Annotated in this window: 20 protein-coding genes and 1 other annotated feature; of the genes, 9 read left to right on the top strand and 11 right to left on the bottom strand. The window is 57.8% G+C overall.

What is annotated here, in order from left to right; translation table 11 throughout:
• The first annotated feature begins 2 nt into the window (after nucleotides 1-2).
• Nucleotides 3-857, top strand: coding sequence for a co-chaperone YbbN (locus ACW9E7_RS03900; RefSeq protein ID WP_458727283.1), 855 nt, complete (start codon nucleotides 3-5; stop codon nucleotides 855-857).
• 51 nt (nucleotides 858-908) lie between these two features.
• On the opposite strand, the gene fetB is transcribed toward ACW9E7_RS03900, so the two are convergent.
• Both fetB and fetA read right to left on the bottom strand, forming a co-directional pair.
• Nucleotides 909-1,691 carry an iron efflux ABC transporter permease subunit FetB gene (gene fetB / locus ACW9E7_RS03895; RefSeq protein ID WP_115874387.1) on the bottom strand — a complete coding sequence of 261 codons (783 nt, stop codon included), beginning with the start codon at nucleotides 1,689-1,691 and terminating at the stop codon, nucleotides 909-911.
• Nucleotides 1,684-2,355: an iron efflux ABC transporter ATP-binding subunit FetA gene (gene fetA, locus ACW9E7_RS03890; RefSeq protein WP_458727282.1), complete on the bottom strand. Its 672-nt coding sequence runs from the start codon at nucleotides 2,353-2,355 to the stop codon at nucleotides 1,684-1,686. Before fetA ends, fetB begins: the two co-directional genes overlap by 8 nt.
• Before the next feature lie 143 nt (nucleotides 2,356-2,498).
• Here fetA and ACW9E7_RS03885 point away from each other — a divergent pair, with 143 nt between their 5' ends.
• Genes ACW9E7_RS03885 through ACW9E7_RS03875 form a run of 3 tightly spaced genes read left to right on the top strand, consistent with a single transcriptional unit; the run spans nucleotide 2,499 to nucleotide 4,758 of the window.
• On the top strand, nucleotides 2,499-3,350 hold the full coding sequence (locus tag ACW9E7_RS03885; RefSeq protein WP_458727281.1) for a hypothetical protein: 852 nt from the start codon (nucleotides 2,499-2,501) through the stop codon (nucleotides 3,348-3,350).
• Between the two features lie 44 nt (nucleotides 3,351-3,394).
• Nucleotides 3,395-4,309, top strand: coding sequence for an SPFH domain-containing protein (locus tag ACW9E7_RS03880; RefSeq protein WP_458727280.1), 915 nt, complete (start codon nucleotides 3,395-3,397; stop codon nucleotides 4,307-4,309).
• A complete protein-coding gene (locus tag ACW9E7_RS03875) occupies nucleotides 4,306-4,758 on the top strand; it encodes an NfeD family protein (protein ID WP_032656590.1) in 453 nt (150 codons plus the stop codon). Before ACW9E7_RS03880 ends, ACW9E7_RS03875 begins: the two co-directional genes overlap by 4 nt.
• Here the strand turns inward: ACW9E7_RS03875 and cueR are convergent.
• Nucleotides 4,755-5,165 carry a Cu(I)-responsive transcriptional regulator gene (gene cueR, locus ACW9E7_RS03870; RefSeq protein ID WP_458727279.1) on the bottom strand — a complete coding sequence of 137 codons (411 nt, stop codon included), beginning with the start codon at nucleotides 5,163-5,165 and terminating at the stop codon, nucleotides 4,755-4,757. The genes ACW9E7_RS03875 and cueR overlap by 4 nt on opposite strands.
• 108 nt (nucleotides 5,166-5,273) lie before the next feature.
• On the opposite strand from cueR, the gene copA reads away from it, so the two are divergent.
• From copA to ybaK, 3 genes are all read left to right on the top strand, one after another.
• On the top strand, nucleotides 5,274-7,772 hold the full coding sequence (gene copA, locus ACW9E7_RS03865; RefSeq protein WP_458727278.1) for a copper-exporting P-type ATPase CopA: 2,499 nt from the start codon (nucleotides 5,274-5,276) through the stop codon (nucleotides 7,770-7,772).
• 50 nt (nucleotides 7,773-7,822) lie between these two features.
• Nucleotides 7,823-8,617, top strand: coding sequence for a TraB/GumN family protein (locus ACW9E7_RS03860; RefSeq protein ID WP_458727277.1), 795 nt, complete (start codon nucleotides 7,823-7,825; stop codon nucleotides 8,615-8,617).
• A 199-nt stretch (nucleotides 8,618-8,816) separates the two neighbouring features.
• Nucleotides 8,817-9,296, top strand: coding sequence for a Cys-tRNA(Pro)/Cys-tRNA(Cys) deacylase YbaK (gene ybaK / locus ACW9E7_RS03855; RefSeq protein ID WP_023310615.1), 480 nt, complete (start codon nucleotides 8,817-8,819; stop codon nucleotides 9,294-9,296).
• A gap of 92 nt (nucleotides 9,297-9,388) precedes the next feature.
• Here the strand turns inward: ybaK and ushA are convergent, their stop codons facing one another.
• Entirely contained in the window at nucleotides 9,389-11,041 is a 1,653-nt protein-coding gene (gene ushA, locus ACW9E7_RS03850; RefSeq protein ID WP_115874381.1) for a bifunctional UDP-sugar hydrolase/5'-nucleotidase UshA, read from the bottom strand.
• A 169-nt stretch (nucleotides 11,042-11,210) separates the two neighbouring features.
• On the opposite strand from ushA, the gene ACW9E7_RS03845 reads away from it, so the two are divergent.
• Nucleotides 11,211-12,431, top strand: a complete 1,221-nt coding sequence (locus tag ACW9E7_RS03845; protein WP_458727276.1) for an MFS transporter — start codon at nucleotides 11,211-11,213, stop codon at nucleotides 12,429-12,431.
• A 230-nt stretch (nucleotides 12,432-12,661) separates the two neighbouring features.
• A complete protein-coding gene (ybaL, locus tag ACW9E7_RS03840; protein ID WP_045909744.1) occupies nucleotides 12,662-14,338 on the top strand; it encodes a YbaL family putative K(+) efflux transporter in 1,677 nt (558 codons plus the stop codon).
• A gap of 92 nt (nucleotides 14,339-14,430) precedes the next feature.
• On the opposite strand, the gene ACW9E7_RS03835 is transcribed toward ybaL, so the two are convergent.
• The 7 genes from ACW9E7_RS03835 to dnaX form a co-directional block, all read right to left on the bottom strand.
• Nucleotides 14,431-15,735, bottom strand: coding sequence for an inosine/guanosine kinase (locus tag ACW9E7_RS03835; RefSeq protein WP_045909745.1), 1,305 nt, complete (start codon nucleotides 15,733-15,735; stop codon nucleotides 14,431-14,433).
• A 62-nt stretch (nucleotides 15,736-15,797) separates the two neighbouring features.
• Nucleotides 15,798-16,760 (bottom strand): ferrochelatase, encoded by a 963-nt coding sequence (gene hemH / locus ACW9E7_RS03830; protein WP_249575777.1) that lies wholly within the window; start codon nucleotides 16,758-16,760, stop codon nucleotides 15,798-15,800.
• Nucleotides 16,761-16,884: 124 nt separating this feature from the next.
• Nucleotides 16,885-17,529: an adenylate kinase gene (adk, locus tag ACW9E7_RS03825; RefSeq protein WP_006809841.1), complete on the bottom strand. Its 645-nt coding sequence runs from the start codon at nucleotides 17,527-17,529 to the stop codon at nucleotides 16,885-16,887.
• 195 nt (nucleotides 17,530-17,724) lie between these two features.
• Complete coding sequence (gene htpG, locus ACW9E7_RS03820) at nucleotides 17,725-19,599, bottom strand: molecular chaperone HtpG (RefSeq protein ID WP_136195275.1); 1,875 nt, start codon at nucleotides 19,597-19,599, stop codon at nucleotides 17,725-17,727.
• A gap of 110 nt (nucleotides 19,600-19,709) precedes the next feature.
• Nucleotides 19,710-20,315, bottom strand: coding sequence for a recombination mediator RecR (gene recR, locus ACW9E7_RS03815; RefSeq protein WP_008499298.1), 606 nt, complete (start codon nucleotides 20,313-20,315; stop codon nucleotides 19,710-19,712).
• Complete coding sequence (locus ACW9E7_RS03810) at nucleotides 20,315-20,647, bottom strand: YbaB/EbfC family nucleoid-associated protein (protein WP_003858972.1); 333 nt, start codon at nucleotides 20,645-20,647, stop codon at nucleotides 20,315-20,317. The genes recR and ACW9E7_RS03810 overlap by 1 nt, the downstream gene beginning before the upstream one ends.
• Nucleotides 20,648-20,702: 55 nt before the next feature.
• Entirely contained in the window at nucleotides 20,703-22,631 is a 1,929-nt protein-coding gene (gene dnaX, locus ACW9E7_RS03805; protein WP_127729810.1) for a DNA polymerase III subunit gamma/tau, read from the bottom strand.
• Nucleotides 21,309-21,373, bottom strand: a sequence feature (DnaX frameshifting element). Its footprint overlaps the gene before it by 65 nt.
• Nucleotides 22,632-22,714 lie beyond the last annotated feature (83 nt).

The raw sequence follows: 22,714 nt of genomic DNA, 5'->3' as shown, positions 1-22,714 counted from the left end.
GCATGTCCGTACAGAATATCGTCAATATCACAGAAGCTAACCTGCAACAGACCCTTGAACAGTCGATGACCAAACCGGTTCTGTTCTACTTCTGGTCTGAACGCAGCCAACACTGCCTGCAGCTGACGCCGGTGCTGGAAAGCCTTGCCGCCCAGTACAACGGTCAGTTCATTCTCGCCAAGCTGGACTGTGACGCCGAGCCGATGGTCGCGTCTCAGTTTGGCCTGCGCGCCATCCCGACCGTCTATCTGTTCCAGAACGGCCAGCCTGTTGATGGTTTCCAGGGGCCGCAGCCGGAAGAGGCGATCCGCGCCCTGCTGGATAAAGTGCTGCCGCGCGAAGAAGAGCTGAAAGCGCAGGAAGGCATGGCGCTGATGCAGGAAGGCAAATACGACGAGGCGCTGCCGCTGCTCAAAGAGGCATGGCAGCTGTCAAAACAGAACAGTCAGATTGGCCTGCTGCTGGCGGAAACGCAGATCGCCCTGCACCGCTCAGAAGACGCAGAAGCCGTACTCAAGACAGTTCCGCTCCAGGATCAGGACACTCGCTATCAGGGGCTGGTTGCACAAATTGAGCTGCTGAACCAGGCGGCGGATACCCCGGAAATTCAGCAGCTGCAGCAGCAGGTTGCCGACAACCCGGCGGATGCCGCGCTGGCAAGCCAGCTGGCGCTGCAGCTGCATCAGGTGGGGCGTAACGAAGAAGCGCTTGAGCTGCTGTTCAGCCATCTGCAAAAAGATTTAGCCGCCGCGGACGGTCAGGCGCGCAAGATGTTCCAGGAGATCCTGGCCGCGCTGGGCACCGGAGACGCGCTGGCGTCGAAGTATCGTCGTCAGCTGTACGCGCTGCTGTACTGATAAAAAAAGCCCGGTGGCGGCTTCGCCTTACCGGGCCTGGAAATGCCGATATTACCCCGTCTTTTTCAACTGCGTCACCACCAGCTGGTGGCGCGCGTTGTAGAACTTCCGATAGGTCAGGTAGCAGGCAATGATGGTCGACAGGCTTGCCGTGGAAAGCAGCATAAACGTCACCATGATCTGATACTTAATCGCTTTTACCGGATCGATACCGGCAAAAATCAGCCCCGACATCATGCCCGGCAGGCTCACCAGCCCCACCGTTTTGGCGGAATCCACGGTCGGGATCAGCGATGAGCGAATGCTCTCGCGAATCAGCCGCGCCGAGGCCACTTTAGGCGTCGCCCCCAGGCTTAGCTTTTCCTGCAGCTGCTGCTGTTCGCTGCTGAAACGCTGGCCGAGATTGTTGTAACAGAGCCCAACGGCCACCATCGCGTTCCCCGCGATCATCCCCGAGATAGGGATAACCTGCATCGGCGTAAACTCAATCGAGCCGGAGAGCACCAGCACCGCCAGCGTGAGCGCCGTTCCGGTGGTAATCGCGATAAACGACGAAACAAACGCTTTATCAATGTATTTGCTGCGCTTTTGCGCATTCCACGCCGCGTTAAAGCAGATAAAGAGCACCATCAGCAGCGTCAGCACCGCGTGGTTAACGTTGAAGATATACTTCAGCACATAGCCGACGATGATGAGCTGAACCACCGCGCGGCAGATACTCCACACGATATCTTTTTCCAGCCCCAGCTTTTCCCGGTAGCTGACCACAATCGCAATCAGCACCAGCACCATCGAAAAGGCCAGAGATTCGTTGGTAATGTTATGTTCACCCATGGTTTGCCTCCTGCATTTTTCCGCCGTGCGGCTGGAGCGTAATCACGTCATCCGCATGGGTTATTTCGTTAGCGTCGTGCGTCACCCACAGCACGGCAATGTTCTGCTCCCGGGCGTAACGATGAATAATCTCGTTAACGTTGCGCTTGTTGACGTCATCGAGCGCGCTGGTGATTTCGTCCAGCAACAACACCTTCGGTAAAAACTGCAGGTTGCGGATCAGCGAGACCCGCTGCTTTTCGCCGCCCGACAGCGCGTTGATGGATTTGGTCAGCGTCTCCTGCGCCAGGCCAAAGCGGGCCAGATCCTGGATAAACTTTTCCGGCTCCGGCGTTTTATTGCGAATTTGCCACGGGAAAATCAGGTTGTCGTAAACCGTATCGCCAAAAAGCGCGGGCGTTTGCACGCAGTACGAGACCTGCTGGCGATAGCTTTCCGGGGAAAGCGACGCGATATCCTCGCCTTCAAACAGAATGGCTCCCTCCGTCGGGCTGAGGAGTGACGCCACAATCTTCAGCAGCGTGCTTTTCCCACAGCCTGAGGGACCCGTGATTAATTTAAACTCGCCCGGCGACAGGCTAAACCCGACGTGCTGCAGGATCGTGTTTTCCCCGACTCGAAACCCGACGTCCCTGAGATGCAAAAGGTTTTTTTTATCGTTCATTGCGCTTCCGTTAACCGCTTCGTGTAATAACCGCCTGTAGCATAATCCTTTCGCCCGCACAGCGCGAATAGCCTCACGCTGAAGCAAGTGTTAAACTTTTTGTTTATAAATTGTCACCACCATCACTACAGGAAGTATGCAGCATGGCACATATCTTTTATGAGTTTCCTTCCCTGAAGCCTGGTGTTCCTGATGTCGAAACATTAATGGAAGTCATCAAATCGTCGGAGCTCACGCGGTTTGTGATAGGTGCAGAGGTGGTGGACTTTGTTAAGAAGGCGCTCATCGTGAACACCACTATCGGCAGCTTCAAAAATTGCTATTTCGCCTTCGACAACGGGACACACTTCCTTGAATTTGACGGTAAAGGCAAATCAAAACGCTTCAATGAAGTGCCGGACTGGTTCGTCTCTCCGGCGGAATTTTCACGCACACAGTGGCTTATCAACCACGATCTTGCGGATGTGAAAGCCACCCGGTTCATTGAGGTCCTGATGTCATACCCGCTGAAAGCGCGCCGTGCGCACTGTAATTTGTTATTCGGGCTGGAGCTGGAAAAGGTGAATGCGGTTCCGGCCGCGGCGTCAGCGGCAGGCAAAATCGGCAATAAAAACGGTAAAACCACCAAACCCCGCGTCACCGATCTGGGATCGTTCGAGCTGTTCAGCCAGTTCTTTGCGCGCATGAAAACCGCCGTGCTGGCCGATGAGTTCCCGACTCTGCAGATCCTGACGGGCATGGATAACCTGACAAAAGCGCCGCATAATTTAAAGCAGGGCATCAGAACCTGGTTTAAAGCCATCGCGGGCGACCTTCCACCGAATAACAAACGCGTTGAGGCGGGAAATGCCGTTCTGTTCTGCGCCCCCATTCGCGAACAGATCCAGCGCATCGAAGCGCTGGGGCTGGAGAATTACTACCAGGGATTATCCAAAGCCATTGCCGAAGCGGGTGATGGCTTCATCTCTGACTTTACCTATACTTACGAGCAATAAACACACACTTTCACTCATCACGGCATGCAAAACAGGAGGTTTTTATGCTTATCGTTGTTCCCGTCCTTATTTTCGTTGCGCTGGTTATCGTGGGCGCTGGCGTCAAAATTGTCCCTCAGGGTTATCAGTGGACCGTCGAGCGTTTCGGCCGATACACCAACACGCTCCAGCCCGGCTTAAGCCTGATTGTCCCGTTCATGGACAGAATTGGACGCAAGATCAACATGATGGAACAGGTGCTGGACATTCCTTCCCAGGAAGTGATCTCAAAGGATAACGCCAACGTCACCATCGACGCCGTGTGCTTTATTCAGGTGATTGACGCGCCGAAGGCGGCCTATGAGGTCAGCAACCTGGAGCTGGCGATCGTCAACCTGACGATGACCAACATCCGTACCGTGCTCGGCTCGATGGAGCTGGACGAGATGCTTTCCCAGCGCGACAGCATCAACACCCGCCTGCTGCACATTGTTGATGAGGCCACCAACCCGTGGGGGATCAAAGTTACCCGTATTGAGATCCGCGACGTGCGCCCGCCAGCGGAGCTGATTGCCTCCATGAACGCCCAGATGAAGGCCGAGCGAACCAAGCGAGCCTACATTCTGGAAGCCGAAGGGGTACGCCAGGCGGAGATCCTCAAAGCGGAAGGGGAAAAACAGTCGCAGATCCTGAAAGCGGAAGGCGACCGTCAGTCCGCGTTTTTGCAGGCGGAAGCGCGTGAACGTTCAGCCGAAGCGGAAGCCCGCGCCACCCAGATGGTGTCCGAGGCAATCGCCGCCGGTGATATCCAGGCCGTGAACTACTTTGTGGCGCAAAAATATACCGACGCGCTGAAAGAGATCGGCTCGGCGAACAACAGCAAAGTGGTGATGATGCCGCTGGACGCCAGCAACCTGATGGGCTCTATCGCGGGCATAGCCGAACTGATCAAGGACAGCGGAAACGAGCGTAAAAAATGATTGAGCTGATTGTTGCACATCCTCACGCCTTCTGGCTAAGCCTCGGCGGCTTATTGCTGGCGGCGGAGATGCTGGGCGGCAACGGCTACCTGCTCTGGAGCGGTGTTGCCGCCGTCATTACGGGTCTTCTGGTCTGGATCCTTCCCCTGGACTGGGCGTGGCAGGGCGCGCTGTTCGCCGCGTTGACGCTGGTGGCCGCCTGGCTGTGGTGGCGCTGGCTTAACCGGCGGGTCAAAGAGCAGAAACCGGTCGACGCCCACCTTAACCAGCGCGGACAGCAGATTGTCGGCAAGCGTTTTACGCTCGACACCGCGCTGGTGAACGGACGCGGACACATGCGGGTGGGCGACAGCTCGTGGCCGGTGGTGGCCGACGATGACCTCAGCGCCGGCACGCGGGTGGAGGTCATTGCCGTGGAAGGTATTACCCTGCGGGTGAAAGCCTGCTAAGCGTGGGTTTTACGGTGGCAGCAGCCGGCAAGGTTATCGATAATCGGGCAGTCGGCGCTGTCATCCCCCGGACAGGAGTCCGCGAGCTGCAGCAGCTGTTCGCGCATCGCCTGCAGCTCGACGATGTGGCGTTCAATTTCGGCCACCTTTTCCAGCGTGCGTTTTTTCACGTCGGCGCTGTGACGCTTCGGATTGTTGAACAGGTTTACCAGCTCGCCGCACTCTTCCAGATTAAAACCGACCTGTCTTGCCTGGCGAAGCAGCGTCAGCTCATCCAGATGCAGCTGCGTGTAGCTGCGGTAGCCGTTTTCACTGCGCAGCGGCGGCGTCACCAGCCCCTTCTCTTCATAAAAGCGAATTGCTTTGCTGGTTAAGCCGGTTTTTTTTGCCACATCACTGATATTCACATTTCCCCCTTGACCTTCCCCTTGATGGAAGGTTTAACCTTCATAACAGTTAGCGAAAAGCGTTACTCCGGTCAACTACTGACCAGTTCATTATACGGGAGTTTTGTTATGTCTCACACTATCGACCTGACGCTGGACGGCCTCTCATGCGGCCACTGTGTCAAACGCGTTAAAGAAAGCCTGGAACAGCGCCCTGACGTTGAAAGCGCTGACGTGACTATCGATCATGCAGCCGTCACCGGCAGCGCCAGCGCGGATGCGCTGATTGATACCATCAAGCAGGCCGGTTACGGGGCGGAGTTAAGCCACCCAAAGGCTAAACCGCTGGCAGAGTCATCATCCCCGTCGGAAGCACTGACAGCGGCCACTCCTGAGCTTCCGGCAGCGGATGATATTGATGACAGCCAACAGCTGCTGATCAACGGCATGAGCTGCGCCAGCTGCGTCTCCCGGGTACAAAACGCCCTGCAGGCGGTACCGGGTGTCGCGCAGGCACGGGTCAATCTTGCGGAGCGTACTGCGCTGGTAATGGGCAGCGCCTCCGCCGCAGAGTTAGTGCAGGCCGTTGAGAAAGCGGGCTACGGCGCGGAGGCCATCGAAGATGATGCCGAACGCCGCGAGCGCCAGCAGGAAACGGCTATCGCCACCATGAAGCGCTTCCGCTGGCAGGCGATTGTCGCCCTGCTGGTCGGTATTCCGGTGATGGTGTGGGGCATGCTCGGCGACAACATGATGGTCACCGACGACAACCGCACGCTGTGGCTGGTGATTGGTTTGATTACCCTTGCGGTGATGGTGTTCGCAGGCGGACATTTCTATACCAGCGCCTGGAAGAGCCTGAAAAATCGTACCGCGACGATGGATACCCTGGTCGCCCTCGGTACCGGCGCGGCGTGGCTCTATTCGATGAGCGTGAACGTCTGGCCCCATTGGTTCCCGATGGAAGCGCGGCATCTCTATTATGAAGCGAGCGCGATGATTATCGGCCTGATTAACTTAGGCCATATGCTGGAAGCGCGCGCCCGCCAGCGCTCCTCGAAAGCGCTGGAAAGATTGCTTGATTTAACCCCACCGACGGCCCGCGTGGTCACGGACGAAGGGGAAAAAAGCGTTCCGCTGGCCGAGGTTCAGCCCGGCATGACGCTGCGTCTGACCACCGGCGACCGGGTTCCCGTTGACGGTAAGATAACCCAGGGCGAAGCCTGGCTGGATGAAGCGATGCTGACCGGGGAGCCTATCCCTCAGCAGAAATCAGACGGCGACGCCGTGCATGCTGGTACGGTCGTGCAGGACGGCAGCGTGCTGTTTACCGCCAGCGCCGTCGGCAGCCATACGACGCTGTCGCGTATTATCCGCATGGTGCGCCAGGCGCAGAGCAGCAAGCCGGAAATTGGCCAGCTTGCTGATAAAATCTCGGCCATTTTTGTGCCGGTTGTGGTCGGCATTGCCCTGCTGAGTGCGGCGATCTGGTACTTCTTCGGCCCGGCGCCGCAGATTGTGTATACCCTGGTGATCGCCACCACGGTGCTGATCATCGCCTGCCCTTGCGCCCTTGGTCTGGCGACGCCAATGTCGATTATCTCCGGCGTAGGCCGCGCGGCCGAATTTGGCGTGCTGGTGCGGGACGCGGACGCGCTGCAGCGGGCCAGCACCCTGGACACGCTGGTGTTTGATAAAACCGGCACACTGACGGAAGGTAAACCGCAGGTGGTCGCCGTCCACTGCGTGGGCATTTCGGAAGAGGATGCGCTGCGTCTTGCAGCCGCGCTGGAGCAAGGCTCCAGCCATCCGCTGGCGCGCGCCATTCTCGATAAAGCCAATGCGTCTGCCCTGCCGCAGGTGAATCAGTTCCGCACCCTGCGCGGGCTCGGCGTGAGCGGTGAAGCAGAAGGCCACGCGCTGCTGCTGGGCAACCAGGCGTTGCTCAATGAAAACGGCATTGATACCGCCGCGCTGGAAAACGAGCTGAAGGCGCAGGCGTCACAGGGCGCCACCCCGGTTCTGCTGGCGGTGGATGGCAAAGCCGCCGCGCTGCTGGCCGTGCGCGATCCGCTTCGCCAGGACAGCGTGGATGCCTTACAGCGCCTGCACCGTGCGGGCTATCGTCTGGTGATGTTGACCGGGGATAACCCGACCACCGCCAACGCCATCGCGAAAGAGGCCGGTATTGATGAGGTCATTGCAGGCGTACTGCCGGACGGCAAAGCGGACGCCATCAAGAAACTGCAAAGTCAGGGCCGTCAGGTGGCGATGGTCGGCGACGGCATTAACGATGCCCCGGCGCTGGCCCAGGCGGACGTGGGGATCGCAATGGGCGGCGGCAGCGACGTGGCCATCGAAACCGCGGCCATCACGCTGATGCGCCACAGCCTGATGGGCGTGGCCGATGCGCTGGCCATTTCGAAAGCCACGCTGCGCAACATGAAGCAGAACCTGCTGGGGGCGTTTATCTACAACTCGCTCGGTATTCCGATTGCTGCCGGTATTTTGTGGCCGCTGACCGGCACGCTGCTTAATCCGGTCGTCGCGGGTGCGGCGATGGCGCTCTCCTCCATCACCGTGGTCAGCAACGCCAACCGACTGTTGCGCTTTAAACCGAAGGATTGAACCTTGTACCCGTACGCGCTAGCATGAACCTTTCCGTTTATGGAGCGCGTATGGGTCTGTTTCATCGTATAAAAACATCGTTTCGCGCCCTTTTCCCTCGCCGTTACGCCTGGCCCGGTCTGGATATCTCGCTTCCCGGCGGGCAACACCTGCACCTGGTTGGCAGCATCCATATGGGCACGCAGGATATGTCTCCCCTGCCTCCCGGCCTGATTAAACTGCTGAAACACGCCGATGCGCTGGTCGTTGAGGCGGACATTTCGGGTCAGGAGTCACCGTTTGCCGGGCTCGAGAGCGATCTCACCCTGGCGGAACGTCTGGATGATGCCCAGCTTGCGGAACTGACGCGCGTCGCCGATGAGACGGGCGTCTCGCTCTCCATGATTGACACCCTGCCGCTGTGGCAAATCGCGATGGTATTGCAGGCTACGCAGGCGCAGCGTCTGGGCCTGCGCGGTGATTACGGTATTGATTACCAGCTGCTGAACGCGGCAAGGGCGCGCAGCCTGCCCATCATCGAGCTGGAAGGAACGGACAGCCAGATTGCGCTCCTGCGACAGCTTCCCGACGACGGTCTGATGCTGCTGGACGATACGCTGACCCACTGGCACACCAACGCGCGCCTGCTGCAAACGATGATTGGCTGGTGGCTGGATGCGCCGCCCGCGGACGGCAGGCTAGCGTTACCGTCAACGTTCAGCGAATCGCTGTATGATGTGCTGATGAATGCGCGTAACAAAGCCTGGCGAGAGACGCTGCATGCTTTACCTGCGGGGCATTACGTGGTGGCGGTTGGGGCGTTACATTTGTACGGGGAAGGGAACTTGCCGTCGTTGCTGAAATAAAAAAATGGCCAATATTTCTATTGGCCCGTCAAAGAGGAATTTCATCGTTTTTATTATGCCGAAGGAGACCTTCGGTTGAGCCGATTGTCGCTCAAAGTGACCATCACTGCCAATACTATTGCGCAAGATGGTGCTATTTTTTAGACAAACGTCAGGCGTATGCTGGCTGCATGAATTGTCTGTCGTAAGAAGGATAGCTATGACTCCCGCCGTTAAATTACTCGAAAAAAACAACATTTCTTTCCGGATTCACACCTACGATCACGATCCGAATGAAACCAACTTTGGTGATGAAGTGGTGCGCAAGCTGGGGCTGAACGCTGACCAGGTTTATAAAACGCTGCTGGTGGCGGTGAACGGCGATATGAAGCACCTCGCCGTCGCGGTGACGCCCGTGGCAGGACAGCTGGATCTGAAGAAGGTCGCCAAAGCGCTGGGGGCGAAGAAGGTGGATATGGCGGATCCCATGGTGGCGCAACGCACCACGGGCTACCTGGTGGGCGGGATCAGTCCGCTCGGACAGAAAAAACGCCTGCCGACGCTGATCGATGCCCCTTCACAGGAATTTGAGACCATCTTTATCTCCGGCGGCAAACGCGGGCTGGACATTGAGCTTGCCGCGGGCGATCTGGCAAAAATGCTGGACGCGAAATTTGCGGATATTGCCCGCCGGGATTGAGGAAATTGCCCGGTGGCGCTGCGCTTACCGGGCCTACGGTTTGGATGTAGGCCGGGTAAGGCGAAGCCGCCACCCGGCACACAACCCCCGCACTACTGCCAGCTCACCTCGCCTTTCGGCTCATACGCATTCACGTCAATCGGCGAATTCTGCTCGATATACTGCTTCAGCACTTCCGCATCGATAAAGCCGGTATTCACGTATCCCGGCTTATTATCAATATGCGGATAGCCGTCGCCGCCGGTGGCGTTAAAGCTTAACGTCGCCAGACGGTAGGTTTTCGCCGGGTCAACCGGTTCGCCTTTGATCTTGAGATCGTTAAGCTTGCCGTCTTTCGCTACGAAGCTCACGTTGGCAAACTGCGGATAGGCCCCGGAATCCGGCTTCATCTGCGCCACGGCGGTGAGGTAGTCAATGACCTCTTTTCCGCTCATGTCAGCATAAACCACCACGTTGCCGAACGGCTGCACCTTCAGAACGTCTTTATAGGTGATGTTTCCACCTTCGATGGAATCTCGAATACCGCCGCCGCTCATCACCCCAAAATCAGCCCCGGTGCGCGCCATTTGCGCCGCCAGCACCAGGTGACCCATGTTGGTCTGCACGAAGCGAACTTTACTGCGGTCCCCCTCCAGACGCCCGTTCAGCGTGCCGATTTTCACGTCCAGCTGCGCCTTGCCTTTGTTCTGGAACGGCGTCAGCAGGGAGAGCATCTGCTGGTTTTCTGCGATTTCTGGCGTGTAAAGTACGCGCTCGCTCTTCCCGTCCGGGTAGGTCACTTTCTTCTTCAGGTTGACCGGAATGAGCTGATAATGCACCAGCTTCATCTCTCCGTTCCGGAACTCAAAGTCCGCCCGGCCTACGTATTTGCCCCACTCGTGCGCCTGCACAATCCAGATACCGTTCTGACGGTCTGGCGCACACGGCGTGCCCGGCACGTAGTCCACCTGCTTTTTATTCTCCGACGCCATGCAAACCGGATCCTGTGAGTGACCACCCACAATCATCGCCAGCGAGCCCGCCGGCAGGCTGCGCGCCATCTCCACGTCGCCCGGCGCATTGGAGCCGTGCTCACCGTTGTCGTAGTGCCCCATGTGCGTGGTGGCGATAATCACGTCCGGCTTTTCGTTTTGCTGCAGCTCCTGAATCACCAGCTTCGCTTCGTCTGCCGGTTTGCGGAATTCGATATCGGTGAAGAACTCAGGGTTGCCAATTTTCGCCGTATCGTCGGTGGTTAAGCCGATGACCGCGATCTTCAGATCCTGACGCTTAAACAGCGCCCACGGCTTGAACAGGCGTTCGCCGGTGCTTTTCTGGTAAATGTTGGCGGAGAGGAACGGGAATTTGGCCCACTTCTCCTGCTGACGCAGGACGCTCAGCGGATTATCAAACTCATGGTTACCGACGGCCATCGCGTCGTAGCCAATCAGGTTCATGCCGCGGAAATCGGGCTCGGCGTCCTGCAGGTCGGATTCCGGCACGCCGGTATTGATATCGCCGCCTGAGAGCAACAGCACGCTGCCACCCTGGGCTGCCACCTCTTTACGAATGCCGTCCACCAGCGTTTTTTGCGCCGACAGGCCATATTCGCCGTATTCACTGCGCCAGAAATGGCCGTGGTGGTCGTTGGTATGCAGAATGGTGATTTTATAGGTTTTGTCTTTTTCATACGCCTGCGCGGGCAGGCTTACCAGCCCCCACGCCGCGATGAGCGCCAGCGCGACGCCCCGCTTCATTAACTTCATCTTCTCTCTCCCTGACCAATAGACAAAGGCAGAAATTACAGTGACTAATAAGAATAGACAAATAAGTTTTCAGAATTGCGACTTTCTTCAAATGTCCCGGGCGGGTATGTTAGTCGGATAATAATTACACCCTGCACCTCTAATAACTAAAGACGTGGTACTTCTCTCTATGGCAATCAGTGAATCAACTCAGCCCGTTCCGGGCGCGCCGGCGTCGCCGCCTGCATCGCGCACCTCCTTTAAAGTCTTAGGCGCAATCAGTCTCTCGCACCTGCTCAACGATATGATCCAGTCGTTGATTCTGGCAATTTACCCGCTGCTGCAGTCCGAATTTTCGTTAACCTTCGTGCAGATCGGGATGATCACCCTGACCTTCCAGCTGGCTTCCTCGCTGCTGCAGCCGGTGGTGGGCTACTGGACGGATAAATACCCGATGCCGTGGTCGCTGCCCATAGGCATGTGCTTTACCCTAAGCGGCCTGGTGCTGCTGGCCATGGCCGGGAGTTTTGAAGCCGTGCTGATCGCCGCCGCGCTGGTAGGCACCGGCTCGTCCGTGTTCCATCCGGAGTCTTCCCGCGTGGCGCGCATGGCGTCCGGCGGTCGTCATGGCCTGGCGCAGTCACTTTTCCAGGTGGGCGGTAATTTTGGTAGCTCTCTCGGCCCGCTGCTGGCCGCGGTGATTATTGCCCCGTACGGTAAAGGCAACGTGGCGTGGTTTGTGCTGGCCGCGCTGCTGGCGATTATCGTGCTGGCACAGATTAGCCGCTGGTATGCCGCTCAGCATCGCGTCAATAAAGGAAAACCTAAAGCGAAGGCTATCAATCCCCTGCCGCGCAATAAGGTTATCCTGGCGGTTGCCATCCTGCTGTTGCTGATTTTCTCGAAATACTTCTATATGGCGAGCATCAGCAGCTATTACACCTTTTATCTGATGCAAAAATTCGGATTATCGGTACAAAACGCGCAGATCCACCTGTTTGCCTTCCTGTTCGCCGTCGCGGCCGGTACGGTCATTGGCGGTCCCGTGGGTGATAAGATCGGGCGTAAATATGTCATTTGGGGCTCTATCCTCGGCGTGGCGCCCTTTACCCTCATTTTGCCGTACGCCAGCCTTGAATGGACGGGCATTTTAACCGTGATTATTGGTTTTATCCTCGCCTCCGCGTTTTCCGCCATTCTGGTCTATGCCCAGGAGCTGCTGCCCGGACGTATCGGTATGGTTTCCGGACTGTTTTTCGGTTTCGCTTTCGGCATGGGGGGGCTTGGGGCAGCGGTTTTAGGGATGGTTGCGGATCACACCAGCATCTTCCTGGTTTATAAAATCTGCGCTTTCCTGCCACTTCTTGGGATGTTGACCATATTCCTGCCTGATAACCGCCACAAAGCGTAAATTACGGGCAGCCAAAGTTTGACTTTGGCTGCCTGACACCCTGATGCCATAAGGGTTTCTTCTTTCTCCACTCGCTGAATTTATCAAAATGCGCTTTTTTACGTGCATATTGCTGTTTTATTCAAACTTCAACAATTATTCATAAACATAAGGGTAAAAATTGTCATAAACTATTACTCGGTTTTTTGGTTTTTCACCAAAAAGGAACACCCACAACGAAAGGAGACGGAATGCACCACGCCACACCGCTTATCACCACCATTGTTGGTGGACTTGTGCTCGCTTTTATCCTCGGCATGATTGCCAATAAACTGCGTATTTCTCCTCTTGTCGGTTATCTGCTGGCAGGTGTGCTGGCGGGACCGTTTACCCCAGGTTTTGTTGCGGATACCAAACTGGCCCCTGAGCTGGCGGAATTGGGCGTGATTCTGCTGATGTTTGGCGTCGGTCTGCATTTTTCCCTGAAGGATTTGATGGCGGTAAAGTCGATTGCCATACCGGGAGCGATCGCCCAGATAGGGGTGGCGACGCTGCTTGGGATGGCGCTTTCGGCCGTGCTGGGCTGGTCGTTGATGACCGGCATCGTATTTGGGCTGTGTCTCTCAACCGCCAGTACCGTGGTGCTGCTGCGCGCGCTTGAGGAGAGACAGCTGATTGACAGCCAGCGCGGGCAGATCGCGATTGGCTGGCTGATTGTTGAAGATCTGGTCATGGTCCTGACGCTGGTGCTGCTGCCCGCCGTCGCCGGAATGATGGAAAAAGACAACGTCGGCTTCGCCTCGCTGGCGCTGGATATGAGCATCACCATCGGTAAAGTGGTGGCGTTTATCGCCATCATGATGCTGGTGGGCCGCCGTCTGGTACCGTGGATCATGTCCCGCAGCGCGGCAACCGGCTCCCGCGAGCTGTTCACCCTCTCCGTGCTGGCGCTGGCGCTGGGTATCGCCTTTGGTGCCGTTGAGCTGTTTGATGTCTCCTTTGCCCTGGGTGCGTTCTTCGCCGGGATGGTGTTAAACGAGTCAGAGCTGAGCCACCGTGCGGCGCACGACACGCTGCCGCTGCGCGATGCGTTTGCCGTGCTGTTCTTCGTCTCCGTCGGGATGCTGTTCGATCCGCTGGTGCTGATCCAGCAGCCGCTGGCCGTGCTGGGCACGCTGGCGATCATTATTTTTGGTAAGTCGCTTGCCGCCTTCTTCCTGGTGCGGATGTTCGGCCACTCCCCGCGTACGGCGCTGACCATTGCCGCCAGCCTGGCGCAGATCGGTGAGTTCGCCTTTATTCTGGCCGGTCTGGGCATGGCCCTGAACCTGCTGCCGCAGGCGGGGCAAAACCTGGTGCTGGCGGGGGCGATCCTGTCGATTATGCTGAACCCGGTGCTGTTTGCCCTGCTGGAAAAATACCTCGATAAAACCGAAACGCTGGAAGAGCAGACGCTTGAAGAAGCCATCGAAGAAGAGAAGCAGATCCCGGTTGATATTTGCAATCATGCCCTGCTGGTCGGCTTTGGCCGCGTGGGCAGCCTGCTCGGCGAGAAGCTGATGGCGCAGGGCATTCCGCTGGTGGTGATTGAAACCTCACGCACCCGCGTCGACGAGCTTCGCGAGCGCGGTATTCGTGCGGTACTGGGCAACGCGGCGAACGAAGAGATTATGAATCTGGCGCATCTGGACTGCGCGCGCTGGCTGCTGCTGACCATACCCAACGGCTATGAAGCGGGTGAGATTGTGGCCTCCGCGCGCGCGAAGTGCCCAACGATTGAGATTATCGCCCGGGCGCACTATGACGACGAGGTGGAGTACATTACCGAGCGCGGTGCAGATAAAGTGGTGATGGGCGAGCGCGAGATTGCTAACACCATGCTGACGCTGCTGGAGAAACCACCGGTTGAAGAGGCGGTGACGGGGTAAGTTTGGTGCGATCTGGTCCCCTCACCCTTGCCCTCTCCCACAGGGAGAGGGAATAAACACTAAAAACGGCAACCTGGGTTGCCGTTTTGATTTTACCTGTCCCAATAAGCCTCTTCGAGGCTGTCTTCCCGTTCAGGCAGGCCACGCGTTAAGCGCGGTGAGTGCTGGTTCAGCACCTGATAGCTTACGCGGTTGGCGTACTTGCATACCTGCGCCAGCGACGAATAGGTCAGCCAGCTGAACTTATGCTTGCTGGAATTTGGCACGTTGGTTTTGTGGTAGGCATTGGCGGTAATGTCGTGCAGCAGCGCGGCCAGCGCGCCGTCGCCCGCACCGTTGGTGTTCATGATCTTCTCCGGTCCGCCCATGTAAGGGGCGATGTGCGAGTAGATGCGAAGCGGGTTAATGCAATCTTTATAACGCATGCCGCGGCTGAACTCGTACTGGTTAAACTCGGCAATCGCGCCGGGCAGCAGCGGGTGCTGGGTTTTGCGTTTGCTCTCTTCTTCCGTGAAGCCTGCCATATACAGCCCAACCGGGCCCGCGGTGCAGAGCACCAGATCCACCCAGTCCAGCGCTTTGTCAGACGCCAGCAGCGGATCGCTTTCGCCGGTCAGCGCTTCGGCCTCTTCTTCGTTCATCGCCAGAATCGAGACGTGCTCTTTCAGGAACGCCTGCCACCATTCAGGATTATCGGCGATAACGAATTTAGTACCCAGTGTAAGAACGACGGGCACGTCGTACTTCTTCGCGTACTCAATCGCCTTCATGGTCGCTTCCGGCATCGGCTCGCCCGGCTTACAGCGCACCAGATAGGAAGTCAGCACCAGCGCCGAGGCACCCGCAATCACCTCTTCCGGAATACTCTCGGCGCGCAGCTTGTTCATATGACCCGGGCTGATGGCGAAGGTGCGCTCGCCGGATTCACCGATCAGGGTAAAGCAGCGGCCAATCGGGCCGTCGACGCCCTGCAGGTAGTTCAAATCGGTGCGGCTAGAGGTGTTGCAGAGATAGCGGTAGGCATAGCCACCGATTTCAATGTTGCTGCACATCACGCCGAGCAGCACCGAACGGTCGTCTGCCAGCACGGAGTAGTTGTGCATGGTATTGCCGATGGTACCGCCGGCGAACTGGTGGGTAATCAGGTTTTCGCGCACCAGCTCCTGGTACAGCGCTTCGGCAACATCATCCTCAATCACCAGCGAGTGGCCGGCGCTCAGACCGTAACGGGCAACAAACGCATCATCCACTTTGGCTTCAATATCCACCAGCGTCTGATCGATACCCACCACCCATGCGGCACTGGTTTCATTTTCAGGCTGGATTTGCTGCAGGAGCGGATCGCGGGCATCGACGGGGAAGTAGTGTTTGGATTTGCGTTTACCGGGAAATTTCATGGTCTGAACTGTACGAAGAATATGGGCCGGGAATGGTAGCACAAACCCGGCCCGAAGTGCGATTAGCGACCGTTCGTTACCAGCGAGACCATCATGTCGATATGCTCAGGCGAGTCGTTAAGCGCCGGAATGTATTCGTACTTTTCGCCGCCAGCCTCAAGGAAAAATTCCCGGTTTTGCACCGCAATCTCCTCCAGCGTTTCCAGACAGTCGGCCGAGAAGCCCGGCGACATCACCTGAATGTGCTTCACGCCCTTCTCGCCCAGCATTTTGAGGGTTTCATCGGTGTACGGCGTCAGCCACGGCTCGCGGCCGAAGCGCGACTGGAAGGTCATCATCACCTTCTCAGGCGGCAGGCCAAGGGCGGAGACCAGCTCGCGGGTGGTATCGCGGCAGCGCTGCGGGTAATCATCCCCTTCATTGGCGAAGCGCTGCGGGATCCCGTGATAGGAGAGCAGCAGCAGATCCGGCTCGCCGTGTTTTTCAAACGACGCGCGCGCGCTGTTAGCAAGCGCCTTGATGTAGAGCTCGTTATCCGCGTAGTCGCGAATAAAGGTCACGCCCGGAATGCGGCGGCGGGTCGCCAGTATGCGCGCCAGCTCGTCCCAGACGGCGGCCACCGTCGAGCAGGAGTACTGCGGGTAGAGCGCCAGCACCACGATATGGTCCACGCCCTGCGCCAGCAGGGATTCCACCGCGCTTTCCAGGGACGGTTTTCCATAGCTCATGCCGAGCGCGACGGGCATATCCGGCAGGCGGGCGGCCAGCGCTTTTTCCTGGCGACGGCTGTAGACCATCAGCGGCGAGCCCTCTTCCATCCAGACGGACTGATAGAGTTTGGCGACGCGCGGGGAACGAATCGGCAGAATGACGCCACGCAGCAGCGGCCACCACAGCAGTCGCGGGAAATCCACGACGCGCGTGTCGCTTAAAAATTGTCGCAGGTAGCGTTTTACCGCGTCTGATGTAGGTGCTTCTGGAGTGCCCAGATTGGCAAGCAGGATGCCGGTTTTCGCCTGACTCATTCACGCCTCTTAACCATTTGATAGGTTGTCAATTGTAGCGGAAATGCGTTTAAACGAAACCCATTGCTGTAATAGGTAAGATGAGAATATTTCTCACCCGGAAGACCGGGTGAGAGGCGCGCGATTAGCCGAGGATTTTTTCCAGCTCTGCACGTACGTCAGCCACGGCTTTGGTGCCGTCAACTTTGGCGTATTTGGTGTTACCCGCCTGCGCTTCTTTGGTGTAGTAGCCGATCAGCGGCGCGGTCATCTGATGGTATTCCACCAGGCGTTTACGCACGGTCTCTTCCTGATCGTCTTTACGGGTAGTCAGCTCTTCGCCGGTCACGTCATCTTTGCCTTCAACCTTAGGTGGGTTGAATTTGATGTGGTAAACGCGGCCAGAAGCAGCGTGTACGCGACGGCCAACGATACGGTCAACGATCAGCTCGTCCGGTACGTCGAACTCCAGAACGTAGTCCACGTTGATGCCCGCTTCTTTCATGGCGTCAGCCTGAGGAATGGTACGTGGGAAGCCGTCCAGCAGGAAGCCGTTACGGCAGTCTTCCTGAGCAATGCGCTCTTTAACCAGAGCAATCACCAGCTCGTCGGTCACCAGCTTGCCTGCGTCCATGATGTCTTTCGCCTGTTTACCCAGCTCGGAGCCAGATTTAACAGCGGCGCGCAGCATATCACCGGTGGAGATTTGCGGAATACCGTATTTCTCCATGATGAACTGAGCCTGAGTTCCTTTACCCGCGCCCGGAGCGCCAAGCAGAATAATACGCATTGCGAAAATCCCCTCAAAAGTCGTTTCAATTTTTCAAAAGCGCTAAACAATACCACCAGAACAGGCATCGCTCAAGGAAGGCGGGAAGGCTGAAACGGTTAATGGGGGGAGATAATTTGGGATAGTGCGGTCTGGTGCCCTCACCCCGGCCCACTCCCACAGGGAGAGGGAGAAGACCAGGGGAGGCGTGGTCAGTTACGCCAGCAGCAGCGCATTCACACGTTTAATGAACAGGTTAGGATCTTCCAGCGTGCCGCGTTCGGCCAGCAGGGACTGATCCAGCAGGAGTTCAACCCACTCGGCAAAGCGGGCGTCGTCCTGGGTATCCGCCGCGCGTTTCACCAGCGGATGATCCGGATTAAGCTCAAAGATATATTTCACTTCCGGTACCGCCTGGCCCGCCGCCGCGAACAGCTTCGCCATCTGGGTGCTCATTTCGTCGGCATCGGTGGTGACAATGGCCGGAGTGTCGGTCAGACGGTGAGTGAAACGCACCTCTTTCACGCGGTCGCCCAGCAGGGTTTTCACGCGCTCAACGAACGGCTCCAGCGCCTTCTCGGCTTCTTTCGCATTTTCATCCACTTCATCTGCCAGCTTGTCGATGGACTCATCGGCTTTGGCAACGGACTGGAACGCCTTACCGTCGAACTCGGTCAGGTAGTTCATCATCCACTCGTCGATGCGGTCGGAAAGCAGCAGCACTTCGATGCCTTTCTTACGCAGCAGCTCCAGGTGCGGGCTGCTCTTCGCCGCGGCGTAGCTGTCGGCGGTGATGTAGTAGATCTTCTCCTGCCCTTCTTTCATGCGGGAGACGTACTCTTCCAGCGACACGGTCTGAGCGGAGGAGTCGGTGTGCGTAGAGGCGAAGCGCAGCAGTTTGGCGATGGTTTCAACGTTCGCCATGTCTTCAGCCGGGCCTTCTTTCAGCACCAGACCGAACTGTTTCCAGAAGGTCTGATATTTTTCCGCATCGTCTTTCGCCAGTTTTTCCAGCATCTGCAGCGCACGTTTGGTCAGGGCGTTGCGCAGGTTACGGGTGACGGCGCTGTCCTGCAGAATTTCACGGGAGACGTTCAGCGGCAGGTCGTTGGAATCTATCAGACCGCGCACGAAGCGCAGGTAGTTCGGCATGAACTGCTCGGCATCGTCCATGATGAAGACGCGCTGCACGTACAGCTTCAGGCCGTGCTTGTGATCGCGGTTCCACATGTCCCAAGGTGCCTGTGCCGGGATGTACAGCAGGCTGGTGTACTCCTGCTTACCTTCCACACGGTTGTGGCTCCAGGTCAGCGGGTCGGTAAAATCGTGGGCGATGTGCTTGTAGAATTCGTTGTACTCGTCGTCCTTGATTTCAGCCTTGTTGCGCGTCCACAGCGCCTGCGCCTTGTTGATTTTCTCCCAGGAAACGATGGTTTCACCGTCCTTCTCTTCCTGTTTTTCAATCTCAACCGGCAGGGCGATATGGTCGGAATATTTGCTGATGATGGAGCGCACGCGCCAGTCGTTCAGGAAATCATCTTCGCCTTCACGCAGGTGCAGGGTGATTTCGGTGCCGCGGTCCGCTTTGGTGATGTCATCAACGGTGTATTCGCCTTCCCCTTTGGATTCCCACAGCACGCCGTTTTCAGCGCTGTCGCCCGCCGCGCGGGTGCGCACGGTGACTTTATCCGCCACGATGAACGCCGAGTAGAAACCGACGCCAAACTGGCCGATCAGCTGGCTGTCTTTCGCCTGGTCTGAGCCCATGGACTCCAGGAACGCCTTGGTGCCGGATTTCGCGATGGTCCCGAGGTGGTCGATCACCTCGTCGCGGTTCATCCCGATGCCGTTATCGGCGATGGTCAGGGTGCGGTTCTCTTTATTAAACGAGACGCGCACGCGCAGCTCGCCGTCGCCTTCGTACAGGTCCGGGTTAGACAGCGCGCGGAAGCGCAGCTTGTCCGCCGCATCCGAGGCGTTGGAAATCAGCTCACGCAGGAAAATTTCTTTGTTGGAATACAGGGAATGGATCATCAGGTGCAGAAGCTGTTTTACTTCTGACTGGAAACCACGGGTTTCTTGTCCTTTCATCTATGTCGACCTCAACAATGCCATTTAATGGGGTTTTAAAACGTTGAGTGAGAGATGGGGATACGGGGGGAAATTTTCAAGCGGAGGCCGCGCGCGCAGCCTCCGTTTGGTCAGAAAATAATCTTGTGACGTCCGGCCAGGGAGTGTGACAGCGTGGTGCCGTCCACCATCTCCAGCTCGCCGCCGACCGGCACGCCGTGGGCGATGCGGCTGGCGTCAACGCCATACTGCGAGCACAGCTCGGCGATGTAGTTGGCGGTTGCCTCCCCTTCCACCGTGGGGTTAGTGGCGAGGATCACCTCTTTGATCGTTTCGGACTCAAGACGCTGTTCAAGGCGGTCAAGACCGATATCGTCCGGGCCAATACCGTCCAGCGGGGAGAGATGCCCCATCAGCACGAAATAGCGCCCGGAAAACTGCCCGGTTTGTTCGATGGCGTAGATGTCCGCCGGACTCTCCACCACGCAAATCTGGCCGTTTTCCTGACGACGCGGGTTCGTGCAGATGTTACACACGTCCTGCTCGGTAAAGGTACGGCAATCCGCACAGTGACCAATTTCTGACATGGCGCGGGTTAAAGCCTGCGCCAGGCGCATCCCGCCGCTGCGGTCGCGCTGCAATAGCGTAAACGCCATGCGCTGCGCCGACTTCGGGCCAACGCCCGGCAGGCAGCGCAGTGCTTCCATTAACTGCGTGAGCAGCGGACTGGTTTGCATCAGAACGGCATCTTGAAGCCAGGCGGCAGCTGCATGCCGCTGGAAACGGAGGCCATTTTCTCTTTCTGGGTTTCGTCGATACGGCGAGCTGCATCGTTAAACGCGGCTGCAACCAGATCTTCCAGCATCTCTTTGTCGTCTTCGAGCAGGCTCGGGTCGATTTCAACGCGACGGCAGTTGTGCGCACCGTTGATGGTCACCTTGACCAGACCGGCTCCGGACTCACCCGTGACTTCCAGCTGAGCGATCTCTTCCTGCATCTTCTGCATTTTTTCCTGCATCTGCTGAGCCTGCTTCATCAGGCCACCCAGACCGCCTTTTCCACCAAACATAGGCTTCTCTCTTCTTTCACATTTAAGGGATTACAACCGTAAGTCAGACTCACGATCAAATGGGGCGAATACTCTCTTCATCCAGATCGGCGTCGAAGAACCGGCGCAGAGTCTGAATGTTGTTATCCGCAATAATCGCCTCGCGCGCCTGCGCGAGCTTCTCTTCATAAATGGCCTGGCGCCACTCGAGCGGCGTTTTCACTGCCGGATTATCATCTTCAATGATAGTCAATTCAACCGGCGCACCCTGTAATGCGGCGAGCGCCTCGGCCAGCGCCTTTTGCGCGCCAGGGGAATTGAGGTGCCGTTGGCCTGGACGCAGGTGCAGACGTACCTGATTGCCGTCCTGCTCTTTCCAGGCGTTCAGCGCGACCTGCTCGACCAGCTTCGGCAGCTGGAGCTTACTGACCTCGGCGGCCCAGGCGTCGCGCGCGATGGACTCTTCGGCAAGCTTCGCGGAAAGCTCCGGCGTTTTTTCATGCTCCAGCGCCTTTTTCAGCGCTTTCGGCGTGGCGACCTCTTCCTTCACCGCTTCGGTGATGGTGGTTGCCTTCCAGCGGTAAGCCTCTTCTTTCACCGGGGCTTTCTGCTCGAGCGAGGACGGTGCCGGACGCGACTGTACGCGCTCCGTTACCGAGGCCAGTCGTTCAAGCGCGGCGTTGTTCACCGGCCGCGCTCTTCCTGGCGCTGCCGGTTCACTCTTTTTTGGTTTGGTTACTCCTTGCGCACGCTGCAGCTGGCTGCGTGCGGCAAGCACCGAACTGGTGGCATCCGACAGCGGCACGTTTTGCTGCGGCGGCGGTGTCGTCTGCGGTGGGACCTGCTGCGGCGACATCACCGCCGTAGGGGCGACCGGCGCGAAAGACTGCCGCGGCACTTCCGGCTCCGGCAATGGCATACGCGGATGAAACGCCAGCGCGCGCAGCAGCGTCATTTCAACGCCCATCCTCGGGTCCGGCGCGAACGGTAACTCTTTGCGGCCAATCAGCAGCGTCTGGTAATACAGCTGCACGTCGGCAGGCGGCACGGTGCGCGCGAGCTCACGCATCCGCTGTTCAATGGTAGCCATATCCGCACCGATGGCGGACGGAGAAAGCTGCAGCATCGCCACGCGGTGCAGCAGGCTGAGCATCTCAACCAGCAGTCCTTCCCATTCAATACCCCGGGCAGCGGCGGCATTCACCAGCGACATCACGCGTTCGCCGTTGGCGGCAATCATCGCTTCGATAAGCGACAGCGCCTGATCGTCATCCAGCGTGCCGAGCATGGTGCTGACCGCCTCGGTGGAAAGCTTCCCGTCACCGCTGGCAATCGCCTGGTCGGTCAGGCTGAGCGCATCACGCAGGCTGCCGTCCGCCGCGCGGGCCAGCAGCTGCAGGGCGCGCGGTTCGTGGACAATCTTCTCTTCATCAAGAATATGCTCAAGCTGCGCGCGGATCTGCTCAACGTCCAGCGCCTTCAGATGGAACTGCAGGCAGCGCGATAAAATCGTGACCGGCAGCTTTTGCGGATCGGTAGTCGCCAGCAGGAACTTCACGTGCGCGGGCGGCTCTTCCAGCGTCTTCAGCAGAGCGTTAAAGCTGTGGCGCGACAGCATGTGCACTTCATCGATCAGGTAGACCTTGAAGCGGCCGCGCGCCGGGGCGTACTGGACGTTGTCCAGCAGGTCGCGCGTATCTTCCACTTTAGTGCGCGAGGCGGCGTCGATCTCGATCAGATCGACAAAACGCCCCTGCTCGATCTCCCGACAGTTATCACACACGCCGCACGGCGTGGCGGTGATCCCGGTTTCGCAGTTAAGACCTTTTGCCAGCAAACGGGCAATAGAGGTCTTACCGACGCCGCGGGTGCCGGAAAAAAGATAGGCGTGATGGATGCGACCTAGCGACAAGCCGTTCGCCAGGGCCGTCAGCACATGTTCCTGACCGACAACGTCAGCAAAGGTTTGTGGTCGCCATTTACGGGCTAACACCTGATAACTCATGGGCAGGCTCTGCAACGCTGGAAGGTGAATTTATGGAGGGGAATGCTATCACAACCTCACCCATTGAGCGAGGTTGTGAAAAC

The sequence above is a fragment of the Enterobacter sp. H2G27 genome (assembly GCF_054403075.1).
This window is presented reverse-complemented; position numbering and strand designations above follow the sequence as displayed.